This window comes from Arthrobacter sp. TS-15 (assembly GCF_006964045.1).
In the GTDB taxonomy this organism is placed as follows: domain Bacteria; phylum Actinomycetota; class Actinomycetes; order Actinomycetales; family Micrococcaceae; genus Arthrobacter.
Genome location: NZ_SDXQ01000006.1, coordinates 41832 through 66112, shown reverse-complemented (window position 1 = coordinate 66112; position 24281 = coordinate 41832). Strand labels below are relative to the sequence as shown.

Sequence of the window (24281 nt, the reverse complement as noted above, 5' to 3'; positions counted from 1 at the left end):
ATGCTGGAGTCAGCGGGGCTGCAGGGGAGAACCGTCCAAGGCGCGCTCTTCAATCAGCTTCCCGCCCAGAATACGCTCCACGGCAGCCCGCCCAAAGACACGGGATTCTTCGATGGTTTCGTCTTCCGGACTGGGAATGTCCTCCGTCACGGTGGCGGGGGCTGCCTGGGTCCGTGCGGGTGCCTGAACACGGCCCGCTTGGGCTTCGGGGCTGTTGGTCAACCGCTGGTACAGGCTCTGGCGACCATTCGGACTTCCCGACGGCGCGGCCTCCTCCAGTGTGGCTACCGAACCGTGCGCTTCCTCGGGCTGCGTCGCCAAGGATGGCCAGGTTGCCGGTGCGTTGCTGGCAGACGGGGCGGCGCTACTTGCCGGGGCGGGCATCGATTGGGTCGCGGGCCAGCTCGACGCCGGTGCGACGTCCCAGCTGGAGCTCGGGTTCTGCTCCGCGTTGGTGGGATGGCCGTAGGCAGCGGTGGCTGCTTCCGGCACCTGCGCTGCGGCGGGTTCGTAGTCAGGGGCGTCCGTTGCCGGGGCGACATCTTGGGCCGCTTCGGCGGGTTTCCTGCCCACATTGGACTCGGTGCCCACAACCCACGTCCCAGGCGCTTGCTCGACTGCACGGGACCACGGATCCTCGGACGCGTTGCCACGTGCTGCCTGGGACGCTGTGGTTGTGGTGGCCTGGGACGGTGTTGCCGACGCCCGGGGTGACGACGGTGATTGGGGTGTGGAAGGCGATGCCGATGCCGACGGGGATGGGCTGGCCGCTGCGGGGGCAGCCGTTTGCGTGCTGGTACGGGCGTAGCCCGAAGGCGGCTCCCAATCCGCAGGAGGCTCTTCATCCAGAGGCGGCGCGTCTTCGTCCAGCGGCGGACCCCAATCGTCGTCAGGGTACGAGTAATCGCCGGAGGGCTCGGGAGCCGGGGCCGGGACGGCTTCCGGTGCCACTGCAGTTGCCGGTGCAGCAGCCTGCGGGGGAGCTACTGGCGTGGCGGCCCGCGGGGGAGCTACTGGCGTGGCTGCCGGTGCGGATGCCGCAGTCGCCGAAGCGGGTGCGAGACCCCAGGCGGAGTCGACAGCTGACACCGGCGCCGGCGTCGAGGCTGCGTCCGCGGTGGCTGACGTAACATCTGCTGCTGTTTCCACAGGGGACCCGGCACCAGCCGACGCCTGGGCGCTTGCTGGTGCCGCAGCAGCCGGAATGTCCCGGCTAGTAGGTGCTTTTGGGTTTGGCTCAGAGCTCGCTGAGCTGTTGCCGCCAGCGACCGCGACGATCTGGCAGTCGATGCCGATGGTCTTATGAATCGCCTGCCGAAGGTTCTCGGAGTGATCCGCACGCCCGAACGCACCAGCAAGACCGCCCGTGGTGAATGCCAACGTCAGCACCTGGCCGTCGAATTGGGCCACTTGGGCATTCGGTTCCACGAGAGCCCAGGTACTGCGCTTGATCTTGGTCAGCGTCTGAAGAACGTCCGGCCATGCACGGCGCAGAGCCTCCACGTCGCCGCTGCCACCTGGGGTCGAAGTCTGGGCCTGCGCCGGAGCCGGAGCTGGAGCTGGGGCCTGCGCCGGAGCTGGAGCCTGAGCGGCAGGCTGCGCGGGTGCCTGGTGCGTCGCCGTTGCCTGCGCCGGGGCTGCCCGCTGAACCTGCGGAGCTGCCTGCGACGGGGGAGTGGTGGAAGCTTGGACAGGTGGGGTTTGCTGTGCTGGTGCCGGGACAGGAGCGGCTTGGGCCGGAGCAGCTTCCGGTGCAGCAGCCCGGGAAGATCGTTCAGCCGCCGGACGATCTTCGACGGGCCAATCGCTGGTGGATACTCGCGGTGCTGTAATGGCGTCGCGTGATCCACTACTGGTTGACGGCTCGGGAGCGGCGGGGGCCGCGGCGGCAGGGGCTTCCGCTGGCGCCGGAGTTGCCGGGGCGAGCGGCGCAGCTGCCTGCGAGGTAGCCGCAGCTGCGGGTGGGCCGGCAGCGACAGCCGGTGCGCCGGCGTCGCCCGCGTAATTCAGGCGCCGTTCCACGCGGTCGATGCGGGCCGCGATACCCCGCTCCGTCTGCTCGGAACTGGGCAGGAGGATGCGGGCACACAACAGCTCAAGGTGGAGGCGCGGCGATGTGGCCCCGGTCATTTCCGTGAGCGCGGTATTGGTGACGTCTGCAGCCCGGGACAGCTCGGCTGCCCCAAGGTTGGTTGCCTGGTTGCGCATCCGGGCGATCTGGTCCGCCGGCATACCGCGGAGGATGGCCTGCGCGCTCTCGGGCATCGCTTGGACAATGATGAGGTCGCGGAAACGCTCCAGAAGGTCTTCAACGAAGCGCCGGGGATCGTGGCCGGTTTGGATGACGCGGTCCACGGCTTTGAAGACCACTGCGGCGTCGGACGCTGCGACGGCGTCCACGATGTCATCCAGCAAGGAAGCGTGCGTGTAGCCGAGCAGGGCAACAGCGAGCTCGTAATCCAGGCCGTTTGGTCCGGCGCCGGCCATGAGCTGGTCCAGGACGGACAAGGTGTCGCGAACGGAACCGCCACCTGCGCGGATGACCAGCGAAAGAACGCCGGGAGCGACAGGAACATTCTCCTGCTGGCAAAGGAGTTCGAGGTACTGCATGAGCGGCTCGGGTGGCACCAGCCGGAAGGGGTAGTGGTGCGTGCGGGAGCGAATGGTTCCGATGACCTTGTCCGGCTCCGTGGTGGCGAAGATGAACTTGATGTGTTCCGGCGGCTCTTCGACGATCTTGAGCAGTGCGTTGAAGCCGGCCGACGTGACCATGTGGGCCTCGTCAATGATGAAGATCTTGTAGCGGTCACGGACCGGGGCGAACGTTGCGCGTTCGCGGAGATCGCGGGCGTCGTCAACGCCACCGTGGCTGGCGGCATCGATCTCGATGACATCCAGCGAGCCGGAGCCGCCGCGTGCGAGTTCGATGCAACTGGGGCACTGGCCGCAGGGGGTGTCGGTGGGTCCCTCGGCGCAGTTAAGGCAGCGGGCCAGGATGCGTGCGGACGTGGTCTTGCCGCAGCCGCGGGGGCCGGAGAAGAGGTAGGCGTGGTTCACGCGGTTCTTGCGGAGCGCCGTCATCAGCGGCTCCGTGACGTGTTCCTGCCCGATAACGTCCGCGAAAGAGTCCGGGCGATACCTTCGATACAGGGCAGTTGTAACAGTCACAAGTGAAACCTACCTATAGAGACTGACATTTAAATAAGTGACCCCTCATGCACCCGCCAGAGCCCATCTACCCTTGCTACCTTCCGGTCCTGGGGGAGTTCAACAGGATGACGCCACATGAGGGGCCGTCGACAAGCTTACCCGAACTTGGGTTGGGGTTCGAATCGGCTCGAAGGGCTGTGGATAAGGCTCGACGGCGGGTGGTTAACCTTCTCACTTTGTCGGGGCTGGGTGGTAAACCTCGGACTGCATGAGGGGTTCGTTGGAAAGGTTGGGGCAGTGGGGCGGGATGAGTAGTGGGGATTGGGTTGACCCAAAGGACGTAACCGGCGAGATTCACAAAGACGTGCTCGCTGTGGTTCGTGTCCTCGTCGTCTCCGGATGGAGGCTGAGGCGCCAAGGGCACAAGTTCTACATGTACTGCCCCTGCGGATCTGGCGGTGCGCAGTTGAGGGTTGACGGCACTCCTGGGAATTCGTCCCAGCGAGCCAAGATCCTCCTTCGCGACGCACGTCGGTGTCCGGGCCAGCATGAACTACTCAGAGGGCGGCGGTAGCTGTTGTCACTTGTCAACACATTGGAATATTCTAAAACTATGACTACCGAGCACCCATTCGAAGTGCGTCTCCGTTTGCGGGAACTTCCCGAGCCGGTTGAAGACCTGCTTGTGGAACAACTTGACGCGATCGTGTCCCGCTTTGCGGAAGTGCCATATGTGACCGTGCTGCAGGACGCCGAGAGCGGCACACTGGCCGCCCACCGGGTGGTTGACCAGGTTCGTCATCTGGGTGGAGACGTTCTAGCAATTGATTTCGACTATGTCACCCGGGGTGAGATAGCGGAGCGGCTGGAAACGACACGACAGGCTGTGGCCCACTGGGTTGCCGGCGAGCGGCAAGCGGCTTTTCCATTCCCCCTTCCGGCCATCCAGGCGGGGGTCTCACTTTGGTGCTGGTCGGACGTCGTCAACTGGGCGCGCGCCTCGAACCGAGCTTTTAGCGCGGATGTAAGACTGATGTCCGCCGATGAGATCGCAATGATCAACGGAGAATTGGCAGCGGGGCGAATGCCCATCTTCGCCTGATCCGGATCACCGCCACCCATTCACCGGCCACGTCATGAAAGCCGGCTCCTCGTAAGGGTGCGCCGCCCGCAGAGCCAGCACCACGCCGTCGAGCCTGTCCTCCTCGACCACGCACTCAACACGCATTTCGGGCACCTGCTCCTCAATCCCAACCTCGCCGATAGCGGGCCGTGCTCCCGGCAGAGGCGTGAAGCGCCCAGTGCCCGGTGCGGTGAAGGCGCAGTGCGAGTAGTTCCCTATTCGGCCCCCGCCGGCGTCGCCGATGGCCAGGAGGACCTCTTCAATGTGGGTCTCTGGTACGTAAACCACCAAGGCGTGGAGCTGCGTCATGGGGACATCCTGTCAACAAACTTCGGCTACAAACAGGTCTCAACCATTGCAAATCACCCGGCCTCAGCGGACCATGGGTATGTACACCGATTGGGGCAATCTCAAGATTGTGAGCTGCGGGGCCTGGGAGCGAGGGGCCGGACCCGGCAGCTCAACGTTGTACCGCAAGAATGGGCGCGTTGGGGGCGTCCATTTTTCCGTTAACGAGCCCTCCTTCGAGGGTGCTTGGACGTGGCAAATCAGCCCGATTACACGATGCCGAAATTCTCAGGTACAGTAGTATCTGCTTTCGAATCGGAAGCAAGGAGAATTCGCCTAGCGGCCTATGGCGCACGCCTGGAACGCGTGTTGGGTTAACGCCCTCGGGGGTTCAAATCCCCCATTCTCCGCCGAAAAAGGCTCCGGGATCCACGTGATCCCGGAGCCTTTCTCTTTGCCCAAAATTCGGCTCCCGCCATGATGGTTTTCCGGCATGAGGTCCGCACATTCCGAGCACGCCATTTGTCCTATGACGCGCTTTGCCGGACCTCTATGCCCTCCTAGGATTGCGTGGACTTGTTCGCAACCAGAGGGGATCCGGTGTCGGACCTTAGTGCGGCCCTGCCGAGTCGGGCTCGGGCGGCGGACCTGGACGCAATCAGGCTTATCGGAATCGCTGCCGTAGTGGTTGGGCATGTCTGGACGTCCGGGCCGTTCACTGACGCCCTGTTCGCGTGGCATGTCCCCGTATTTTTCATCCTGACGGGCTATCTATGGAAACCGGGCCGGACGGTGCGCGATGAGATCACCCGCCGCTCCAAGACGCTCCTGGTCCCGTACGTTGCTTGGCTGGCCGTCATCAGTGTCGCGTTCGCTTCCGTGGAGTACCTGCGCGGCGGATCCCTACCCGTCGAAGCACTCCGAAATGCAGTCTACGGCGGAGCTTTCGCGGTGCGACCATACTCCGCATTCTGGTTTGTACCGGTCCTCTTTTTCACGGCTGTGCTGTGCCGCTGGCTGGAACGCTTTCCGGCGTGGGTTGCGTGGATCATCGCTGGACTGGGGCTGGCAGCAAGCGTTATTGCGGGGGAGGTGATGGCAAGGACGCCGCTGGGAATAGCTTTGGCAGTGCCGTGCCTGGTGTTCGTCCTCGTCGGTCGCGCTTTGCCTGCCATGGTCCCACGCGTTCGCTATAGAACCGCCGTGGGCGTGGGTCTGGTACTTGCCGGCGTTGCCCTGACGGTGGGCGGTGCGGTGCGGCCGCTGAACATGAAAGACGGCGACTTCGGCACGGTCGCGTTGAGCGTGGTCAACTCATCAGCAATGAGCCTGGGGCTCATTCTTGTCTTCGCAGCGCTGTACCGCGGGGTTGGCCCGGCGGTGAATCGCCTGACGATCCGGCTGGCCTCCGCCGGGCTGGTGGTGGTTCTCACCCACGCATTTTTCCTCTACCTGCTCAACACGCCTGCGTCGGGAGCGATCTTGGACGCCGTTGTAGCTTTGGCGGTGCCCTTTGCTCTCGCCTTACTGGTGCTCCGGTCGCCGCTCCGCCGCTGGCTTGTGGGTTAGCCGTCAGCCTGCTGCTCGGTATCTTTCTGCTGAGCGGCGGCCACCCGTTCCAGCACTTCCCGGCAGGCCAGAATTGCCGGGTGGATCCGGCCGGCCGTCCTGGTGGAGGTGAACACGGTTCGCTCCGGCAGGCCGGGAAGGTCCAGGAGTTGGACTGTGCGGCTGCGGCCGGTCCACACGAGGTCCGGCATGAGTGCCACGGCGTTGCCGGATTCGATGAGCCGGATTTGGGCTTGGAGGTCGGCTGTTTCGTAGCGCACGTCCGGTTCGAATCCCGCGGACCGGCAGGCCTGCTCTGCCCAATGCCGGGACGCTGCGCCGCGGGGTTCCATGACCCACGGCATGGAAGCCGTGTCAGCGAGGGTGGCTACGGTTTCGCCGCCAAGTCCTACGGGTGGAGTGGCCAGCCGGATGGCGTCGCTGGTAAGGGTAACCCGGTCCAGGCCGCTATGGTGCGGGGCCGCGTGGCCCGGGTATTGCTCGGCCACCACAAGGTCGAAGTCCCGCGCCCACGTTTCGTAGAGTGCGGTCTCCGGTTCGCGCTGTGTCATTTCCACCCTCACCTCGGGGTACTCCTGGCGCATGATGCTGAGGAAATCGGGCAGCAGGGCCAAAGCAGCGGACTGGAACACGGCCAGGCGCACGGTTCCTGTGACCATGGACAGCGATGCCGCGAGCTCAGTTTCGGCTCGCTCCAAGGTTTCCAGCAGCGCAGCGGTGTGGGCCACCAGGATCTCCGCCTGCGGAGTCAACTGCACCCGACGCCCCGCTTTTCGCAGCAGTTCCACCCCCGCTTCCTTCTCCAATAGCGTCAGCTGCTGCGACACCGAAGAGGGGCTGTACTGCATCGCATCGGCTACCTCGGCGAGGGTTCCGCGGATCTTCAATTCGTGCAGCAAACGCAGCCTGCGGACGTCCAGCACGGCAGCCTCCAAAGATTCGGGATGAGTAATGAATATTCGTCAGAAAAGATCGCTTTTCCTAACGTGATTGTAGATCCATACTGATGGAAACAAACAAACTTCTCCGCCTCAGAAGGAGCCCCCATGACCAGCACCCTCCCGGATGCCACCGCCCCGCGCACCCAGGATTCCGGGCAGTTCGATGCTTTGGCTCAGGAAGCCATTGCCTTGGTCCGCCACTGGCTTACCGAAGCCAGCAAGATCCCCGTGGACGTGTCCGCGCAGCGCCTCGCCGGCGTCTTGAAGGACCCGAACGGCCTTGACTTCACTGTCGGATTCGTCGACGGCGTCATCCGCCCCGAGGACCTGTCCGTCGCCGGCCGGAAGCTGGCCGAGCTGGCTCCGAAGGTGCCGAAGTTCCTCCCGTGGTACATGCGCAGCGCTGTCCGCGTGGGTGGCGTCATGGCTCCGATCGTCCCGCAGCTTGTCATCCCGATCGCCCGCCGCGTGCTCCGCGAAATGGTGGGCCACCTGATCGTTGACGCCACCGACGCCAAGCTTGGCCCGGCCATCGCCAAGATCCGCCAGGACGGTGTTCACCTCAACGTGAACCTCCTGGGCGAAGCAGTTTTGGGCGAGCACGAAGCCCAGCGCCGCCTGGATGGCACGTTGAAGCTCCTTGCTCGTGAAGATGTGGACTACGTTTCCATCAAGGAATCCTCCACCGTGGCACCGCACTCCCCGTGGGCTTTCGACGAAGCCGTGGATCACGTCGTGGAGAAACTCACCCCGCTCTACCGCCTTGCTGCCTCCTTCCCCAAGCCCAAGTTCATCAACCTGGACATGGAGGAATACAAGGACCTCAGCATGACCATCGCGGTGTTCAAGCGAATCCTTGACATGCCCGAATTCAAGAACCTCGAGGCCGGCATCGTCCTGCAGGCCTACCTGCCTGATGCTCTCGGTGCCATGCAGGAACTGCAGGAGTGGGCCTCCGCGCGCCGCGCCGAAGGTGGCGCACCCATCAAGGTCCGCGTGGTCAAGGGCGCCAACCTCCCCATGGAACAGGTTGAAGCATCCCTGCACGACTGGCCGCTGGCTACCTGGGGCACCAAGCAGGACTCGGACACCAGCTACAAGAACGTCATTAACTACGCCCTGACCCCGGATCACGTGGATGCTGTCCGCATCGGCGTCGCCGGCCACAACCTCTTCGATGTTGCCTTCGCGTGGCTCCTGGCCAAGCAGCGCGGCGTTACGGAGGGCATCGAGTTTGAGATGCTCCTGGGCATGGCAACCGGCCAGGCCACCGCAGTCCGCAAGGATGTTGGCAGCCTCCTGCTCTACACACCCGTGGTTCACCCGGGTGAGTTCGACGTCGCCATCGCTTACCTGATCCGCCGCCTCGAAGAGGGCGCCAGCCAGGAAAACTTCATGTCCGCAGTCTTTGAACTCAGCGAAAATGAAGCGCTGTTCAAGCGCGAGCAGCAGCGCTTCCTGGACTCCCTGGCCGGAATGACGGACGAGGTTCCGGGCCCCAACCGCAAGCAGGACCGCCGTCTCCCCGCCGAGCCCGCGCCGCTGGAGGGCTTCAGCAACACCCCGGACACGGACCCGGCGCTCCCGGCCAACCGTGCATGGGGCCGCGACATCCTCAAGCGCATCCCCGGTTCCACCGCCGGCAACAAGATCGTGGAGTCCACCAAGGTCTCCGACGCTGCCCAGCTGGATCGGATCATCGCCACCGCCGTTGACCACGGCAAGGCCTGGGGCGCCCGCCCCGCCGCCGAGCGCGCAGCCATCCTGCACCGCGCCGGCGAGGTCCTCGAGGCCCGCCGCGCTGAACTCCTGGAGGTCATGGCGTCCGAGACCGGCAAGACCATCGATCAAGGCGACCCCGAGGTCAGCGAAGCAATCGACTTCGCTCACTACTACGCCGAGCGCGCCAAAGACCTGGAAACGGTCGACGGCGCCAGGTTCGTCCCAGCCAACCTCACCGTGGTGACCCCTCCGTGGAACTTCCCGGTGGCGATCCCCGCAGGTTCGACGCTCGCAGCGCTCGCCTCGGGCTCCGCCGTCGTGATCAAACCTGCAAAGCAGGCCCGCCGCTCCGGTTCGGTCATGGTGGATGCCCTGTGGGAGGCTGGTGTGCCGCGCGAAGTGCTGGCACTCGTTCAGCTTGAAGAGCGCGAGCTCGGCACCCAGTTGGTCTCGCACCCCAGCGTTGACAGGGTCATCCTCACTGGTGGCTACGAAACGGCTGAGCTGTTCCGTTCCTTCCGTCAGGACCTGCCGCTGCTCGCGGAGACCTCCGGCAAGAACGCCATCATCGTCACCCCGAGTGCCGACCTGGACCTTGCCGCCAAGGACGTCGTGTACTCGGCCTTCGGCCACGCAGGCCAGAAGTGCTCGGCTGCCTCGCTGGTGATCCTGGTGGGCTCAGTGGCCAAGAGCGCACGCTTCCACAACCAGTTGATCGACGCGGCCCGCTCACTGACCGTCGGTTACCCGGAGAACGCAACCACCCAGATGGGGCCGATCATCGAAGCGGCCAACGGCAAGCTCCTCAACGCCCTCACCACCCTGGGCGATGGCGAAACCTGGGCCGTCAAGCCCGAGCGTCTCGACGAGACCGGCCGCTTGTGGTCCCCGGGCATCCGCTCGGGCGTCAAGCGTGGCTCCTACTTCCACCTGACTGAGTTCTTCGGCCCGGTCCTGGGTGTCATGACCGCTGAGACCCTTGAAGAAGCCATCGCCATCCAGAACGAGATCGAGTACGGCCTCACCGCCGGCCTGCACTCCCTGGACTCCGCGGAAATGGGCGTCTGGCTGGACAGCATCCAGGCCGGAAACCTTTACGTCAACCGCGGCATCACCGGTGCGATCGTTCAGCGCCAGCCGTTCGGTGGATGGAAGAAGTCGGCCGTTGGCGCCGGAACCAAGGCCGGTGGACCGAACTACCTGGTGGGCCTGGGCAGCTGGCTTCCCGCCGAGGCCAAGGCCAAGCGGGGCACCATGCTTCAGGGTGCGGCTGCGCAGCTTCTCGCGGCTGCCAAGTCCGCTGACGTGACGGCTCAGGAGCTTCAGATGCTGCAGCAGTCACTCTTCAGCGACGCAGCAGCGTGGGAATCCGAGTTCGGCACCGCGAAGGATGTTTCCGCCCTGTCGGCTGAGCGCAACGTCTTCCGCTACCGTTCCCTCCCCGTCACGGTCCGCCTCTCCGAAGGCGAGCGGCTCGCTGAGTTGCTCCGCGTCGTAGCAGCCGGTGCAGTGGCTGGCTCGAAGCTGACGGTGAGCTCCGCCGTCGTACTTCCCGACGCTGTGGTGAGCGTGTTCGCGAACCTGGGCGTCAGCGTCCGGATCGAGGACGACGCCGCCTGGCTGGCCCGGGCGGCACGGTTCGACGCCGGCCGGATCCGCCTGATCGGTGGCGACTTCGCCGCGCTGAGCGCAGCCATGGGTGGTCGTCCGGACGTGGCGGTCTACCACGGCGCTGTGACCCAGGCCGGCCGGATCGAGATGCTGCCGTTCCTCCGCGAGCAGGCCGTTTCCATCACCGCGCACCGTTTCGGCACCCCGAACCACCTCTCGGACCACCTGATCTAGCACGCGAGAAAAGGTTGAAAGCCAACCCCTCTGCGATACTCACTTGCGCGGAGGGGTTGGCTTTCGGCTTTAAGCCTCCGCGTATCCCAGCCTCTGCAACCTTCGCCGGGCGGCCAGCTCACTGGGTCCGTGGGAGCCCAAGGCAAAGCGAACCATGCCCAGCACGGCCCGGGCAGCGGTGATGACGGGCAAAGGAACCGGACCCAAACCGGCACGGCGAATACCCAGCATTTCGCGATACTTGGGTTCAAGGCTTGCGACGGCGGCCGCGAACAGGATGGTGTAGCCGGGCTTGAGGAGTGGGCTTAGGGGCGGATAGCGGATAAAGGACACCGTCTGGGCGAGCCGCTCGTCGGCTCTGAGTATCCCGGAGGCGTACCACTGTTCGAGTTCGTCACGGACCTGAGCCTCAGTGAGCGGCGGGTCTACAACTCCCATGAGCCTCCCCGCGGCCGCCCATTCACGAACGTAGGCATCAGGACCGCCCGGGATGGGCCTACCCCAGATGCGGTTGGCGGTGATGAAGGAATCCGCGTAGGTGACGTGAACCCAGCGGAGAAGCTCGGGATCGTTGGCGGCATACCCGCGCGTGACCCCGTTGCCGTCCACGTACGTCCCCCGGACGCGCTCATGGATCTTCCGCACACGGGCGGTGGCTGCCTCGGCGGCCTCCGTGGAACCGTACGTCACCGTGAAAATCCAGCGGACAGTGTTTGCCAACCGGCCAAGAGGGTCCTTCTGAAATCCCGAGTGCTCATAAACCCCTGCCAGAGCGCCGGGATGCAGGGCCTGCATCAGCAGGACCCTGATCCCGGCCACAATGGTAGCCACATGACCATGCACCGCCCAGACCGCCGATCCCGGAAGGTGATAGCCGGCGTCGTTCCCTTCAGCAAGGCGCGGTACCCACTCCGGAGGCGTGCCCGACGTCCCTGTGAACGTGCGCTGCAGCTCATGCCTATACTCCGTGAGGTAATTCCTCATAGATCCCATGAGACCTCGCTTTGGCTCGCCTGTACAGGGGAGATCAGCTGCGCACGCGTCGCCGTTTCGGTGCTGCCGCCACCAAGAGCGCGGCGATGGCGACGGCGGCACTCAGGATCAGGCCCGGACGGTACTGTTCCAGCATGGCTTGGGCGCTGACGGTTCCGGCGGCCTGACCGTGTCCGCTGACGAGGGCTGTGGTGACTGCCAAAACCAGTGCGGCGCCCACTTGGGTGCTCGTTTGTATCAGCCCGGCAGCCAGCCCCTGCTCGGAATCGCGAATGCCGGTAGTCGCCTGAGAATCAGTTGTGTGGCACCGAACTTTTCAATGAGGCGGTCCGCGAACGGCGCGCTACCCATGACCAGCAAACCTGCCGGCAGCAGGGCAAGCGCCATTCCCAGCGGTGTCCATCCCAGCACCGACTGCAGGTACATGGTGACGATGAACTGGAAGCTGAGGTAGGAGCCGAACAGCCCCACGGCGCTGAGGTTTGCCCTGGCCACCCAGCCTTCCTTGAGGATACTGAAGCGGATCAGCGGATGCTTGACCTTGTTTTCGATCACCGCGAAGGCTGCCAGCACGGCGATGGACACTGCGAATCCGGCGATTGTTGCCACAGATCCCCAGCCCTGCTCCGGTGCTGAAACCAAGGTGTAGACCAAGCCAAGCATGCCCAGTGTGAGGGTAACGGCACCCCAGATATCGTGCCCGCTGTTCTCCGCTGAGGGCTTGTCCTTGGGGATGAATTTCATGCCCAGGAGGACAACCACCACCGCGATGGGAACCGAGACCAGGAACGTCCAACGCCAGCTCAGGCTGGTCATGAGGCCGCCCACCACCAGGCCCAGTGAGAAACCGCTGGCGCCGAACGTGGTGAAGATGGACAGCGCTTTGTTGCGCTCGCGGCCTTCGGCGAAGTTGGTGGTGATGATGGAGAACCCGGTGGGTGCAGTGAACGCGGCGGCCAGTCCCTTGATGAACCGGGTAGCGATCAGGATGGCGGGGTCGTCAACCGGCCCGCCCAGCAAGGACGCCGCGGCAAAGACGGTCAAAGCGATAAGGAAGATTCGACGGCGGCCCAACAGGTCCGCGAGTCGGCCGCCCAGGAGCAGGAGGCTCCCGTAACCAAGGACGTAGGCGGAGACGATCCACTGCAGGGAGTCGGTTCCGAGGTTGAGTTCCTGCCCGATGGAGGGCAGCGCAACGCCGACCATGGAGACGTCCAGCCCGTCCAAAGCCAGGACGGTGCACACAACCATGAGCAGCAGCCACTGGGCTCGCGTTCAGTGAACGGCTGAAACCAAAGGCGGCTCGGTTGAGGTCTTGAGGGTGGTGGGTGATGTCATGGATTTGAATGTACATGACGCGTCATTCAATGACAAGGAATATGATGCGTCATCTTATGACGTGGATTCTAACGTCGTCATGAACTAGAATCGGACCATGGCAACGACGCGTGACCGTCAACTGCAGGACCGCCAATTGGTGGAGCAGTGGCGCAGCATCCAGAACTCCTACTTCCGCACCGCCGGAGCGATCGACCGCGCGCTCGAAGCCAAGTTCGACATTGGCCTCAACGAGTTCGAAATCCTGGACCTGGTGGCCGAGAGCGAAGAGTCCGCGTGCCGCATGAAGGCCTTGGGGGAGCGCACCCCCATGACCCAGAGTGCTGTGTCAAAGGTGGTGGATCGCCTGGAAAAAGCGGGCCTGGTGTCCCGCGAAACCTGCGCCGACGATCGCCGGTCCCTCTTCCTGGAATTGACCGAGGCGGGCCGCGCACTTCACGCCACTGCCGCCGTCGAACACCGCGCCCTGCTCAAGGAAAACCTGGGCTCCTAGCCGCAGAAGTCCAAGCTCAAGATTCTTGAGCCAAAACTGAGGCAACCTTTCGGTAGAAGGGACCCGGGAAGCCTTTATTTCTCCCCTGATACCCGCAACAATGGTGCTTGCACGCCAGGCTGGGGTTTGGTGCCGCTGGCTTTGGGGAGTGTTTTGTGGGCAAGCATCATGAATCAGACCGGGCAGTAGAACTGATCCGCACCGTAGGTTTCCATCGCGTTCTAATCGCAGGGAGCCTCGCGGTCCTCGCCTTCTTCGCGTTTGGCTTCCAACCCTTGAACGCTGTCTCCAGCAGTTCCGTGGGCGGAGCACTGGCGCAGGGGGTGGTGGAACCGACAGCCCTGGGCACCCTGGTGCCGCCGGAAGCCGAAACCCTGGTCATCGACCCCACCATGGAACCACCCCAGCAGGTTGCCGGTACGCCCATGGTCTACTTCGACCGCGCCATGATCCGCACAGTCAGCAAAGACGGCTCCACAGGCCTGACCGTTGCCTCCGCAGGGCTGTCACGACCCCCTGCAGGGAGCCTCTATTCGCCGCTTGAGGTCCTCAACAAAAGTTCGTCCTACGGCTACCGCTATAGCCCCTTGACGGGCCTGGCCGGAGAATTCCACTGGGGCCAGGATTACGCAGCCGCCTGCGGTACGCGTGTGTACGCTGCCGACGCCGGCGTGGTGCGGGCTGTCGGGTGGCACGTATGGGGCGGTGGGAACCGGGTTGAAATCGAGCACGGCAACGGCCTGGTCACCACCTACAACCACCTCCAGGCGATCGGCGTCACTCAAGGCCAATCAGTGCGGGTGGGCGAGGTCATTGCGGAGGTTGGGACCACCGGATGGTCCACCGGCTGCCATCTCCACTTCGAGACGATCGTCAACGGCCTTCACACTGATCCCGCCAACTGGACGCTGTTGCCCATCCGGCAGGTTGATGCGCTGCAAACCATCGCCATGGTGAACTACCAGCCCGGTGTTGGCACCGGCACCTCGGCAACACCGCAGTGGGCCGTTCCCGTATCGGATGGCACCACCCGGGCCGTCATCGGTGGAGAGCACGAAAACGACGAACCCCTTCCGGTTCCACCCTCAGCTCCCTCGGGCACCACCCCGCCTGCCACCAACCCACCCAGCAGCCCTGGCGGTACCCAGACCACCCCGCCTGCCACCACGACGCCGGTTCAAACCACGACGCCGACGCCCTCACCTTCCGTGACGGCTACTCCGACTCCGACCGCCACCCCCACGCCGACCCCTACGGCTACAGTGACACCGACGCCGACCACCACTGCGACACCGACGCCGACTGCCCCCACAACACCATCGCCGTCAACCAGCGCGCCGGAAACCAACACAGTCCCGCCGGCTCCTGTGGCGCCGGCTCTGGTAGCACCCGCTCCGGCTGCACCGGCCCCCGTAGCGCCTGTTGTGGTGGAACCTGCGCCGGTGGTTGTGGCGCCAGTACCTGTTGCACCCGCGCCGGTAGTTACCCAGGCCGTTGCTCCAGTGGCTCCTGCCCCTCCGGTGGCTCCTGCACCCTCGCCTGTTGCAGTCCTCCCGACGTCGCTGCCGGCAGTAGTCCTGCCGCCCGGATACATTCTGATCGCCCCGGACCTGGTCCAGCGGCCGGACGGTGTGCTGGTGCCGTTGTCCTCGCTCATCCTTCCCACGCCCTAGGTTTCGCCACCCAAGCCGGCTCCCGTAAGCTCGATGGCGGCAATACCGCCAGACGACGTCGTCAGGAAGCGAATCCCATGACCAGCCTGTACAGCATTCCCCTCACCTTCAACGATGGCACCGAAGCAGACTTCGGCCGCTTCGAAGGCCAGGCGGTCCTGGTGGTAAACGTCGCTTCAGAGTGTGGCTTCACGCGCCAGTACGCAGGCCTCGAGGAGTTGTACGGCAAGTACCGCGGCCGGGGCTTGGAGATCCTGGGGGTGCCTTGCAACCAGTTTGGCGGGCAGGAGCCCGGCGCGGACCAGGAGATCGCTGAATTCTGCGAACGGAACTTCGGTGTGTCCTTCCCGTTGACCAGCAAAGCCAACGTCCTGGGAAAGCAGCAACATCCCTTGTTCGCGGAGCTGACCCGGGACGAGGATGGGCAGTCGGCCAAGGTCAAGTGGAACTTCGAGAAGTTCGTCATAAACCGCAAGGGAGAACTTGTAGCAAGGTTCCCATCCGCAGTGGAGCCCGACTCCGAATACCTCATGAAAGCAGTGGAAGAGGCGCTGGCATAGACGCCGCTGATCCAGAAGGGAGAAAAGTAATTTTCCAACATTCCGCCGGATGTTAGCCAGTTGTTGGCTTGTTGTCTGGTTGGATTGGGACTACTGGATTGATACGGGAGAAGCCGTCTCCCACCAAACGCTAAGGCGAAGCTATGGAGCTCATCGAGGCCGAATACCCCAAACCAGGTCATGTGCTTTTGCACCTGAGCGATCTTCACCTGGTGGGTGGTCCGGGCACGCTCCACGGCTCGGTGGACAGCTCAGCCAGGCTCCGGGAGATCTGTGAGCAAATCATCGCCTCAAGGATCCGGCCTGAGGCCATCATTTTCACCGGAGACCTTGCCGACAAAGGCGAGTTGGAAGCTTACGAGCACCTCCGCGAAATGATTGAACCCCTGTGTGCGTCACTTGGAGCCAAAGCTATTTGGGCCATGGGCAACCATGACAACCGGGCAAACTTCCGTTCAGCGTTCGCCGACGCCTCTGCAGCCAGCAAGCCCCAGGACCCCGTGGACCGCAGCTACTTCGTCAACGGGCTCCGCATCATCACCCTGGACACCACGGTCCCCGGCCACCACTACGGCGAACTGTCGGAATCGCAGCTGGAGTGGTTGGAAGCTGAATTGGCAACGCCGGCCCCGGACGGCACCATCCTGGCCCTCCACCACCCGCCCGTCCCATGCGTGCAGGACCTCGCCGTCCTGGTGGAGCTGCGTGGCCAAGCCGCACTGGCCGCCGTCGTGCGTAATACTGACGTCCGCGCCATCCTGGGCGGTCACCTGCATTACTCGACGACGGCGAGCTTCACCGGCATCCCGGTATCGGTCGCCTCAGCTACGTGTTACACCCAGGACCTGGCGGTGCGCGCCGGCGGACAGCGCGGGCGCGACGGAGCGCAGTCGTACAACATGATCCATGTTTACGAGCACACGATCGTGCATTCAGTGGTCCCGATGTCCGGAGGAGTCACTGTAGGTGAGCCAGTGGATGCCGACGAGGTTCAGCGGCGCTTGGCCGAAGCCGGTATCCGCATTCCGCACGAGTCCCGGGTAGGGGCTCACACATCGCCGGGCACGCACACCTCTTCGCTTCCGATGGTTTCCTCCGGCCCTACTTCTCCCAAGGCGCCTTAACCGGGAAGTACTTCTCCAGGAAGTCGGTCACCAGGTCTGCGCGCTCGTTTGCTTCAACCTCGGGGAAGCTGCCGTCGTTGAGGCAGAAGAAGTCCATGTGGCGCTTTGCCAGGAGCTTGGGCAGATAGTGCAGCCCGGCCCACATGGTGGAGTCCACATACCTGACCTTTGCGCTGGTCTGCGTGACGGCGCGGCCCGTGAGCAGGGCGTAGTAGTGATAGAACGAGTTGGTCACGGAAATGTTGTCCGCGGCCCGGAACCGGCTACCTGCGGTCTTCGCGAACTCGGCCGGGAATTCCTTCTCCATTTGTGCCACCACACTCCTGCGCAGCGGCGCGGCCGTGTGCTCAAGGTGCCGGGTGGTGATTCGGCCAAAGCGCTCCCACAGCAACTTGCGGTTCACACGGGCTGCGTTCTCAAAACCGCTGCGTTCGGCGTCGTTCTCACCCAGGCCGATCCGGGTGTCGGCCTCGATGAACTTGGTGATGCCGCCGGGCGTGAAGAACATGTCAGGACCCACGGGACGGCCAAAGAACATGTCGTCGTTGGAGTACAGGAAGTGCTCCGAGAGGTCCTTGATGTGGTGCAGCTGGCATTCCACGGCCTGGGAATTGTGGGTAGGCAGAACTGAGGGGTCGGCAAAGAATTCCTCGCTCCGGACGATGGTCACCGAAGGGTGGTCGGCCAGCCATTCCGGTGCGGGGGAGTCCGTTGCGATGAAGATCCGCCGGATCCACGGGGCGAACATATGCACTGAGCGCAGCGCGTACTTTAGTTCGTTGATTTGCCGGAAACGGGCTTCGTGGTCATCGCCCTCGCCGAGGACGGCGTCGGCTTGCTGTGCGCGCCTCCTGGCGATGTACTCGGGGTCGCTGCCGTCCACCCACGAGAAAACGATGTCGATGTCGAAATCGATGTCGCTGGCGTGGTCCGCGAACATGTTTTCGATAGTGGGCCAGGACAGGCCATGCCTCTGAACCGTGCCTCGCACCGCGTCCTGACGCAACATGGTGCGGCGGGTCAGGGAGTTCTCCACCGGGAGTTCCAGGTGGTCGCCCTCGAACCTCCACAGCTCAAGCTGTACGCCCAGGGCGGGGCCGTACCAGAGACCGCCGCCGATCTCGACGCGCGGCCGGTACAGGCGGAAGATCCGGGCTTTCCGGTTTGCGGACAGCTCGCCATCTGCAACCAGCACCGAGGTCTTCTTTTTGGCATCCACTGTCATGGAGTAGAACGGCTCATTGCGGAAAGCCGAGACCAGCGCCTCCCGGACGTCCTTGCGGGACTCCCAGTCCACGGCAATGACGGGCCGCTCATCATTTCCGCGCACCAGGATGAAGTCAATACCGGCAGCGTCCAAAGCGGCCCGGACAGCCAGGAGATCGGACACCATGGCCTGTTGCGGGGTCAGGTCGTCGTTGACCAGGGCGTACCGCCCGCGGTGACGAACGACGTCGGACCTGTGCTTAAGATGCGCGACGACGGCAGGCGAGATTGCCTCAGCAATCGTGTCCTCTTCGATGGACGGGCTGCCGTGGTAAATCGGATCGACCTGTGCTTGTGTGATGGCTGTATCTCCGGGATCTTTGCGGTGCGGGTTGCTCTGAAACTCTACAACTATGATGCGCTGGAACTTAGATCGAAAGGGCCTCGCGCCAGCTGCGGAGGAATGCGCCGCCGGCGTCGTCGTGGATGACGTCGTCGGCCAGTTCAAGGTCGGCCGCCGTCAGGATGGTGTAGGGCTTGACGGGTATGCCATCTGCCGGCCGGACGTCCACGTGCTTCACATCGTGATCGTTGTGGTGAAGCCAGTCTGCCATGGCGTAGTCCGTACGGGAATCACCCACAGTCCTCCAGGAGAGCGGGGTGATGCCCTGGGCTGCCAGGAGTTCAACGGCCCGGCTGGCCCCGAGGTCCTTGCCCAGGCGGACGGATTCGATGTCCGTGGAGATGATGGTGGGGTCCACGCGGTAGTCCGCAGTGTCATCGGACTCCGGTGCGTGGTGGTCCAGGATGGCGGCGTTGAGGCCGTGGCGTCCCATGATCTCCAGTGCATCGGCGTCGAAAAGTTTCTGCTCGGCCAGGTAGTCCTTGCTGGCCACGTCCACGTGCTGCTCCACCGAAACCATGGCGCGCTTGGTCTCATCGAAGAACATGTGCGCCGAGTAGTCCTCGGCAACAAGCCTGCGGATATCGTCCCCGTACGCTGCGGGCACGGCGAGCTGGTGGTCCACATGGATGGGACCGGGCCCTTCTGCGGTGTAGCTGAACCAGACGGCGCCCTTCTCGCAGATTGCGTGAATGACAGTGTCAGCCGGCATGCCCGCCGCAATCATGGGCTCCATGACCTGCTCGCTGATAAACGCATCCGAGCGCCCCGTGTTGAAGATGACCGGTATGCCCGCGGCAGCCAGGGCCACCATGTCCGCAATGATGTCCGGCTTGACGTCGCGCGTCACAGGGCTGGCGATGGGACCATCGACGTCCAGCAGCAGCGCCAGCGCGGGCGTCGCACGGGCAGCGGTCCGGTGAGTACCTTGGAGCGGTTGAGTCATGCCCCCATTCTGTCAGTCCCGGAGGTTCCCATCACAGCTATGACTTCTGTGACGCCATGCGAAGGTTAGTCACCTTTTGGCCACAACCTGCCTGTGCTGCGGGTCACAAGTTCCGTTAGCGCGGCATCTTCCATAGGCTTGCAGGGTGATCTTCAAAGCTGTGGGCGAGGGACGCCCGTACCCTGACCATGGATTCTCTGCGCCGCGGGACTGGGCTGCCCTGCCCCCGCGGCCCATCCGCCTCGATGAATTGGTGACCACCAAACGGACCTTGGACCTGGAGGCGCTGTTGGCTGAGGACTCAACGTTCTTCGGTGATTTGTTCCCGCACGTGGTCCAGTATCAAGGGGTCATGTACCTCGAAGACGGACTTCACAGGGCGGTCCGAACCGCGCTCCACCAAAGGACAGCCATTCACGCACGTGTATTGGTAATCGATGGCTAGCAAGGGCAGGCGTCCCAAAGATGTGACGCAACTCCATGGACACCGGGTAGTCACAGGGCCCGAACTTCGGGCGACCTTTGCCGAGGACGAGCTGGCGCACAAAGGCCGCTTCCGGCGGAGGCTGTTCCATGGGATCGTCCTTGTCCTGTTGGTGGGTGTCATAGCTGCCGGCGCGGTGGGTGCGTGGGCGATCATGAACGGCGTGGTCAAGGTTCCCAGCGCCATCGCCAGCAAAGCTCCCATTAGCCTGTGTCCCACCACCACGTTCGACTACGTCCCGAACGAGACCGTGACGCTCAACGTCTTCAATGCCACCTCACGCGGAGGGCTGGCCGGCACAGTGGCAGAACAGTTCACGGCCCGGGGCTACAAGGTGGCCTCGGTGGACAACAGCGATACCGCCTATTCGGGCATTGGCGTGGTGGTCTCGGGCGTCAAAGGCCAGGCCGCGGCGTTCAATATCCAGCGGAACCTTGCAGGAACGGATTACTTCGAGGACAACCGTGAGGACGAGTCCGTGGACGTGATCCTCACGCCAGGCTTCGAAGGTTTGGTGGAGCCACAGTTAGTGGACCAGACACCTGGCACGCTGGAGTGCCCGCGGGAGGACCTGCGGATCGCTGACAACTCCAAGTGGCCCATCATTCCCACGCTTCCGGCGGGTCAGTAGTTAGCCAGCCAAGGCGTCGTGGGCTGGCGCTTCGAGCCTGAGGGGCCTCCCGGCGTCGTCGAACCGGGCACCAGCGCCCAACTGAATGAAACGCACCGTTTGTGCCGTATGAAGTTCAACAGCTGAGTGAGGCTCGACGTCGGAGGCCGGCGACGGCGCGGGAGTCTCGCCGTCGGGCGTTCGGTTGCGGCGTGCGGCGCTGGCTGAGAGCGTTCCGAGAATGAGCCGCGCCAATTGCTCGACGTCGACGTCCGGCAGATAGCCCTGCCGTACTCCGTCCTGGAGGATGTCCTGCAACAGTACGTTGAGATCTCCCACGTGGTCGGCCAGCTTGGCGAAGGACCCGGGGGAGAGGACTGCAGCCATGGCCGGGCCAGGGGGCAGATGGCGTCGGCTGAGATCCTCCACCTGGGCGCGGACGTAAAGGGCAAGGCGGTCAACCGGGTTTTCCAGCGCGGCCAGTGAATCGCGGAGGTCCACAATGAAGCGCTCGGTCTCGTCCAAGGCATACGCGATGAGCAGTTGCTCCATGTCCGCGTAGTAGTTGTAGACAGCCGTGCGTCCCACACCGGCGTGGCGCGCAACGTCGGTCATGGTGAGGCCGGGGAGTCCATGGGTGAACAGGAGCTCTCCAAAGGCGGTGAGAATCCGACGTTGGGTCGCGGCGCGTTGGGCAGCATTCGTGGCGGCCGTGATCCTTGGCATACAGACACTTTACCGCGATCTGTCACTAAGAGCGGTGAAGCGTTGACATCAACTGTGCGCAGAAGCCTGTGCCGTGGTGCGGCGGAGGACCAGATGCGGTGTCCGGACCACGCTGCCCGGTGACTGTGTCCCCTCGATTCGGTCTACCGCCCGGCCAACGGCGGCGGCAGCAAGGAGCGGAGCGTCCTGGCTGACAGAGGACAATTGCACGTAACTTAGCCTGGCGAAGTGACTGTCGTCGTAACCGAGTATGGAGACATCCGCGGGAATGCTGATCCCCGCGGCCTTGAAGCTTTCCATTACTCCCAGCGCCTGCCTGTCATTGAAGGCGATGACAGCCGTGGGCAGATCCGCCTGAAGGATCTGCCCCGCACCCATGCCGTCCTCCTCGCCGGGGCCGCCTGGAATAATCACAGGTTGCAGGCCGTGCCGGATCATTTCGGTACAGTACGTCTCCCGACGTTTGTCCGACGAGACGGCAGAGCCACCGTCCACATGAACGATCCGTCGATGGCCAAGGCTCACCAGGTGGTCCACGGCTATCGAGATGCCGGCGTAATCATCACTGCTGACCGAGTCCACAGAATCGCCTACGTCGTCGCGTAGCAAGCTCACAACCGGCACTTGGCGGGCGTGCAGTGCCAGGTCTTCCGCGCTGAGGGTGGGAGCGATGATGATCAGCGCCTCCGCACCTACATCCAGCAAAGTCTCGATGGCGCGGGCCTCGGGCCTGCCGTTGGCCACTGCGCTCAGTGCTATTTCATAGCCTCTGGACGAGGCTTCGGCATACGCGGCATCCACGATTTCGGCATGAAAAGGCTGTGAACTGGAAAAGATGAGGCCCAGGAGTTTGGTTCGGCTGCTTCGCAGCAGCCTGGCCCGGGAGTCCGCGCGATATCCGAGTTGGCGGGCCGTCTCCAAGACTTTTTGCCGCGTTGATTCCGCCGCGCCGGGTGCACCCCGCATCACGATGGAAACAAGTGCGCGTGAGACACCGGCGGCCTCGGCTACGTCCATCAGGGTGGGGCGGCGCTGCGGTTCGGACATCTTTTCCTCCAAGTTTGTTCAGTGTATAGAACGATCTAGACGCAGTGCCAATCGCATGCCACTATGGATCGACTAGAACGATCTAGAAGAATTTTTTAGGAGCAAGCATGGGTTACCTTCAGCATCCGGCCAGAGAAGACCGGCCGGTTCGTATTGGTCTGATTGGAGCGGGGTGGATTGGGACTTTCCACGCTGAATCCGTGGCGCAACGCATCCCCTCTGCCCGGCTTGAAGCAATCGCCGACCCCGCTCTTCCCGCCGTCGAGGCATTGGCGGGCCGCCTGGGTGTGGGCAAGATCAGCACCGACGCCGAGGATGTACTGAACGATCCGGACGTGGATGCTGTCCTCATCTCCGCTCCGGCGCGGTTTCATTCCGGGCTGATCGCGGCAGCAGCGCGGGCAGGTAAGCATGCCTTCTGTGAAAAGCCGGGAGGCCGAACGGTGGAAGAGCTTGATGCGGCCCTGGAAGCAGCACACGCCGCAGGCGTGGTTGTCCAGTTCGGTTTCAACCGCCGCTACGCGAATGACTTCGCTGCCGCCCGGCGACTCATCGATGCCGGCGCCGTAGGGACCCCGCAACAGCTTCGGTCCTTGACCCGCGATCCAGGCAGCCCGGACGGGATCGCCAACCCGGAGCGGATTCCGCCGGGCACCATCTTCCTTGAAACACTCATCCACGACTTCGACACCCTGAACTGGCTGAACCCGGGCGCTGTCCCTGTTCGCGTTCATGCTGTGGCTGACGCGCTGGTGGCTCCTGAAGCAAAGGAGGGTGGCCTGTTGGATACTGCCGTGGTCACTGTGACCTACAGCAACGGGGCCATTGCCGTGGCCGAGGCCAACTTCAACGCGCTTTACGGCTATGACGTGCGGGGAGAAGTTTTTGGCTCTGCCGGAATGGTGACGGCGGGAGGCCCCCAGGCCACCACGGCCACAAGCTACACCGCCACCGGTATCAATGCGGACACCGTCCGCCTGAATGTTGACCTCTTCCATGATGCGTACACAGCCGAACTCGCCCACTTTGTGGAGTCGGTGAAGGCTGACCGCGACGGCATTCAGGCCTCCGCTGCTCCCAAAGCTCCCGGTGGAATCGATGCGCGGAACGCCCTTGCCGTGGCCCTTGCCGCCACCCGTTCAGCCCAAACCGGGGTGCCGGTTGATGTGGCAGATATTGCCGTCCTTAGCCCAGCGGAACCCGCGCTGCAAAGGGTGGGGGATAAAGCATGAGCTTCCGCCTGGTTGCCTGCGCTGAGATGCTCTACGGCGAACTGCCGTTGATAGAGCGTGTGAAGAGAATTCATGAGCAAGGCTTCGAGGTGGAGTTGTGGGACACCCGGGGACGGGACATCGCGGCCCTGGCAGCAACGGGCGCCCGGTTCTCTTCGATGAGCGGTTACTTTGGCGGTAGCCTCACTGACCCCGGTAGCGCAGATGAAGTGCTGGCATCGGCGGAGAAACTGATTCCTGTCGCGCTTGAACTTGGTATCGAGCGCATGGTGGTCCATCCCGCAGAACTCGGAGAAGGCGGCCGGGCTGTCCGCCCCGTTCACCGGTCTACCGGCGAGATGTGGCTGACGGGCCGGAGCACGCTCGAACGTCTGTCGGCCTTGGGCGAGAAGCACGGTGTGGTCTTCGCCTTGGAAAACCTGAACACCGTCCTGGACCACCCCGGAATCCCTTTGGCACGCGCCAAAGACACCTTGGCGCTGGTGGCGGCGGTGAACCACCCCAACGTCAGGATGATGCTGGATCTCTATCACGCCCAAATTGGTGAGGGGAACCTCATTGAACTCGTCCGGGCCGCATTGCCTTGGGTAGGAGAAATACAGGTAGCCGACGTCCCCGGCCGCTGTGAACCCGGCACCGGGGAAATCAACTACACCGGTGTGGCATCAGCCCTGAAGAAGGCCGGATACGAGGGCGTGGTGGGTCTGGAGGCGAATGCCGCGGGAGGATCCGGCCTGGAAGCAGGGGACACCGCGCTGGCGGCCTTCCGTGCGGCCTTTGATAGCTAGCTGGGTGCGGCCGACGCATC

General features: G+C 63.7%; 21 protein-coding genes, 1 tRNA gene and 1 other RNA gene. 12 read left to right on the top strand and 11 right to left on the bottom strand.

Features of this window, described 5'->3' with window-relative positions; all coding sequences use genetic code 11:
• Positions 1–9: 9 nt before the first annotated feature.
• Positions 10–3168 (bottom strand): DNA polymerase III subunit gamma and tau, encoded by a 3159-nt coding sequence (locus EU811_RS01505; RefSeq protein WP_142936755.1) that lies wholly within the window; start codon positions 3166–3168, stop codon positions 10–12.
• A gap of 33 nt (positions 3169–3201) precedes the next feature.
• Positions 3202–3298: signal recognition particle sRNA small type (gene ffs, locus EU811_RS01500), an RNA gene on the bottom strand.
• A 465-nt stretch (positions 3299–3763) separates the two neighbouring features.
• On the opposite strand from ffs, the gene EU811_RS01490 reads away from it, so the two are divergent.
• Positions 3764–4252 (top strand): hypothetical protein, encoded by a 489-nt coding sequence (locus EU811_RS01490; protein ID WP_142936753.1) that lies wholly within the window; start codon positions 3764–3766, stop codon positions 4250–4252.
• A gap of 6 nt (positions 4253–4258) precedes the next feature.
• Here EU811_RS01490 and EU811_RS01485 read toward each other — a convergent pair whose 3' ends face one another.
• Positions 4259–4582 carry a hypothetical protein gene (locus tag EU811_RS01485; protein WP_142936752.1) on the bottom strand — a complete coding sequence of 108 codons (324 nt, stop codon included), beginning with the start codon at positions 4580–4582 and terminating at the stop codon, positions 4259–4261.
• Between the two features lie 304 nt (positions 4583–4886).
• On the opposite strand from EU811_RS01485, the gene EU811_RS01480 reads away from it, so the two are divergent.
• Both EU811_RS01480 and EU811_RS01475 read left to right on the top strand, forming a co-directional pair.
• Positions 4887–4971, top strand: a tRNA-Ser gene (locus EU811_RS01480).
• Between the two features lie 190 nt (positions 4972–5161).
• The gene (locus EU811_RS01475) at positions 5162–6130 is read left to right on the top strand and encodes an acyltransferase family protein (protein WP_238703255.1); all 969 of its coding nucleotides are present in this window, start codon (positions 5162–5164) and stop codon (positions 6128–6130) included.
• On the opposite strand, the gene EU811_RS01470 is transcribed toward EU811_RS01475, so the two are convergent.
• Positions 6127–7053: a LysR family transcriptional regulator gene (locus tag EU811_RS01470; protein WP_142936750.1), complete on the bottom strand. Its 927-nt coding sequence runs from the start codon at positions 7051–7053 to the stop codon at positions 6127–6129. The two genes, EU811_RS01475 and EU811_RS01470, sit on opposite strands and share 4 nt — an antisense overlap.
• Positions 7054–7176: 123 nt before the next feature.
• Here EU811_RS01470 and EU811_RS01465 point away from each other — a divergent pair, with 123 nt between their 5' ends.
• Entirely contained in the window at positions 7177–10638 is a 3462-nt protein-coding gene (locus tag EU811_RS01465) for a bifunctional proline dehydrogenase/L-glutamate gamma-semialdehyde dehydrogenase (RefSeq protein ID WP_142936749.1), read from the top strand.
• A gap of 69 nt (positions 10639–10707) precedes the next feature.
• On the opposite strand, the gene EU811_RS01460 is transcribed toward EU811_RS01465, so the two are convergent.
• The 3 genes from EU811_RS01460 to EU811_RS01455 are packed head-to-tail and all read right to left on the bottom strand — an operon-like array spanning position 10708 to position 12882.
• A complete protein-coding gene (locus EU811_RS01460) occupies positions 10708–11631 on the bottom strand; it encodes an oxygenase MpaB family protein (RefSeq protein WP_142936748.1) in 924 nt (307 codons plus the stop codon).
• 34 nt (positions 11632–11665) lie between these two features.
• A complete protein-coding gene (locus tag EU811_RS24025) occupies positions 11666–11851 on the bottom strand; it encodes a hypothetical protein (RefSeq protein ID WP_223941713.1) in 186 nt (61 codons plus the stop codon).
• 17 nt (positions 11852–11868) lie between these two features.
• Complete coding sequence (locus tag EU811_RS01455) at positions 11869–12882, bottom strand: MFS transporter (protein WP_238703254.1); 1014 nt, start codon at positions 12880–12882, stop codon at positions 11869–11871.
• A 184-nt stretch (positions 12883–13066) separates the two neighbouring features.
• Between EU811_RS01455 and EU811_RS01450 the strand changes: the two genes are divergently transcribed.
• The 4 genes from EU811_RS01450 to EU811_RS01435 all read left to right on the top strand — a co-directional run bounded on the left by EU811_RS01450 (position 13067) and on the right by EU811_RS01435 (position 16819).
• Complete coding sequence (locus tag EU811_RS01450; protein WP_142936747.1) at positions 13067–13462, top strand: MarR family winged helix-turn-helix transcriptional regulator; 396 nt, start codon at positions 13067–13069, stop codon at positions 13460–13462.
• Positions 13463–13617: 155 nt separating this feature from the next.
• The gene (locus EU811_RS01445) at positions 13618–15135 is read left to right on the top strand and encodes a M23 family metallopeptidase (protein ID WP_142936746.1); all 1518 of its coding nucleotides are present in this window, start codon (positions 13618–13620) and stop codon (positions 15133–15135) included.
• 77 nt (positions 15136–15212) lie between these two features.
• Positions 15213–15695: a glutathione peroxidase gene (locus EU811_RS01440; protein ID WP_142936745.1), complete on the top strand. Its 483-nt coding sequence runs from the start codon at positions 15213–15215 to the stop codon at positions 15693–15695.
• 143 nt (positions 15696–15838) lie between these two features.
• Complete coding sequence (locus EU811_RS01435; protein WP_142936744.1) at positions 15839–16819, top strand: phosphodiesterase; 981 nt, start codon at positions 15839–15841, stop codon at positions 16817–16819.
• Here the strand turns inward: EU811_RS01435 and EU811_RS01430 are convergent.
• On the bottom strand, positions 16797–18212 hold the full coding sequence (locus tag EU811_RS01430; protein WP_142937104.1) for a stealth family protein: 1416 nt from the start codon (positions 18210–18212) through the stop codon (positions 16797–16799). The two genes, EU811_RS01435 and EU811_RS01430, sit on opposite strands and share 23 nt — an antisense overlap.
• A gap of 241 nt (positions 18213–18453) precedes the next feature.
• Positions 18454–19374 (bottom strand): hypothetical protein, encoded by a 921-nt coding sequence (locus tag EU811_RS01425; protein ID WP_142936743.1) that lies wholly within the window; start codon positions 19372–19374, stop codon positions 18454–18456.
• 145 nt (positions 19375–19519) lie between these two features.
• Between EU811_RS01425 and EU811_RS01420 the strand changes: the two genes are divergently transcribed.
• Both EU811_RS01420 and EU811_RS01415 read left to right on the top strand, forming a co-directional pair.
• Complete coding sequence (locus tag EU811_RS01420; protein WP_024819465.1) at positions 19520–19819, top strand: type II toxin-antitoxin system VapB family antitoxin; 300 nt, start codon at positions 19520–19522, stop codon at positions 19817–19819.
• 22 nt (positions 19820–19841) lie between these two features.
• The gene (locus tag EU811_RS01415) at positions 19842–20489 is read left to right on the top strand and encodes a LytR C-terminal domain-containing protein (RefSeq protein WP_142936742.1); all 648 of its coding nucleotides are present in this window, start codon (positions 19842–19844) and stop codon (positions 20487–20489) included.
• On the opposite strand, the gene EU811_RS01410 is transcribed toward EU811_RS01415, so the two are convergent.
• Together EU811_RS01410 and EU811_RS01405 are read right to left on the bottom strand one after the other, a co-directional pair.
• Complete coding sequence (locus EU811_RS01410) at positions 20490–21194, bottom strand: TetR/AcrR family transcriptional regulator (protein WP_142936741.1); 705 nt, start codon at positions 21192–21194, stop codon at positions 20490–20492.
• A 48-nt stretch (positions 21195–21242) separates the two neighbouring features.
• Positions 21243–22241, bottom strand: a complete 999-nt coding sequence (locus tag EU811_RS01405) for a LacI family DNA-binding transcriptional regulator (RefSeq protein ID WP_142936740.1) — start codon at positions 22239–22241, stop codon at positions 21243–21245.
• A 107-nt stretch (positions 22242–22348) separates the two neighbouring features.
• Here EU811_RS01405 and EU811_RS01400 point away from each other — a divergent pair, with 107 nt between their 5' ends.
• Positions 22349–23473 carry a Gfo/Idh/MocA family oxidoreductase gene (locus EU811_RS01400; RefSeq protein WP_142936739.1) on the top strand — a complete coding sequence of 375 codons (1125 nt, stop codon included), beginning with the start codon at positions 22349–22351 and terminating at the stop codon, positions 23471–23473.
• On the top strand, positions 23470–24261 hold the full coding sequence (locus tag EU811_RS01395; protein WP_142936738.1) for a TIM barrel protein: 792 nt from the start codon (positions 23470–23472) through the stop codon (positions 24259–24261). The genes EU811_RS01400 and EU811_RS01395 overlap by 4 nt, the downstream gene beginning before the upstream one ends.
• The last annotated feature ends 20 nt before the right edge of the window (positions 24262–24281 follow it).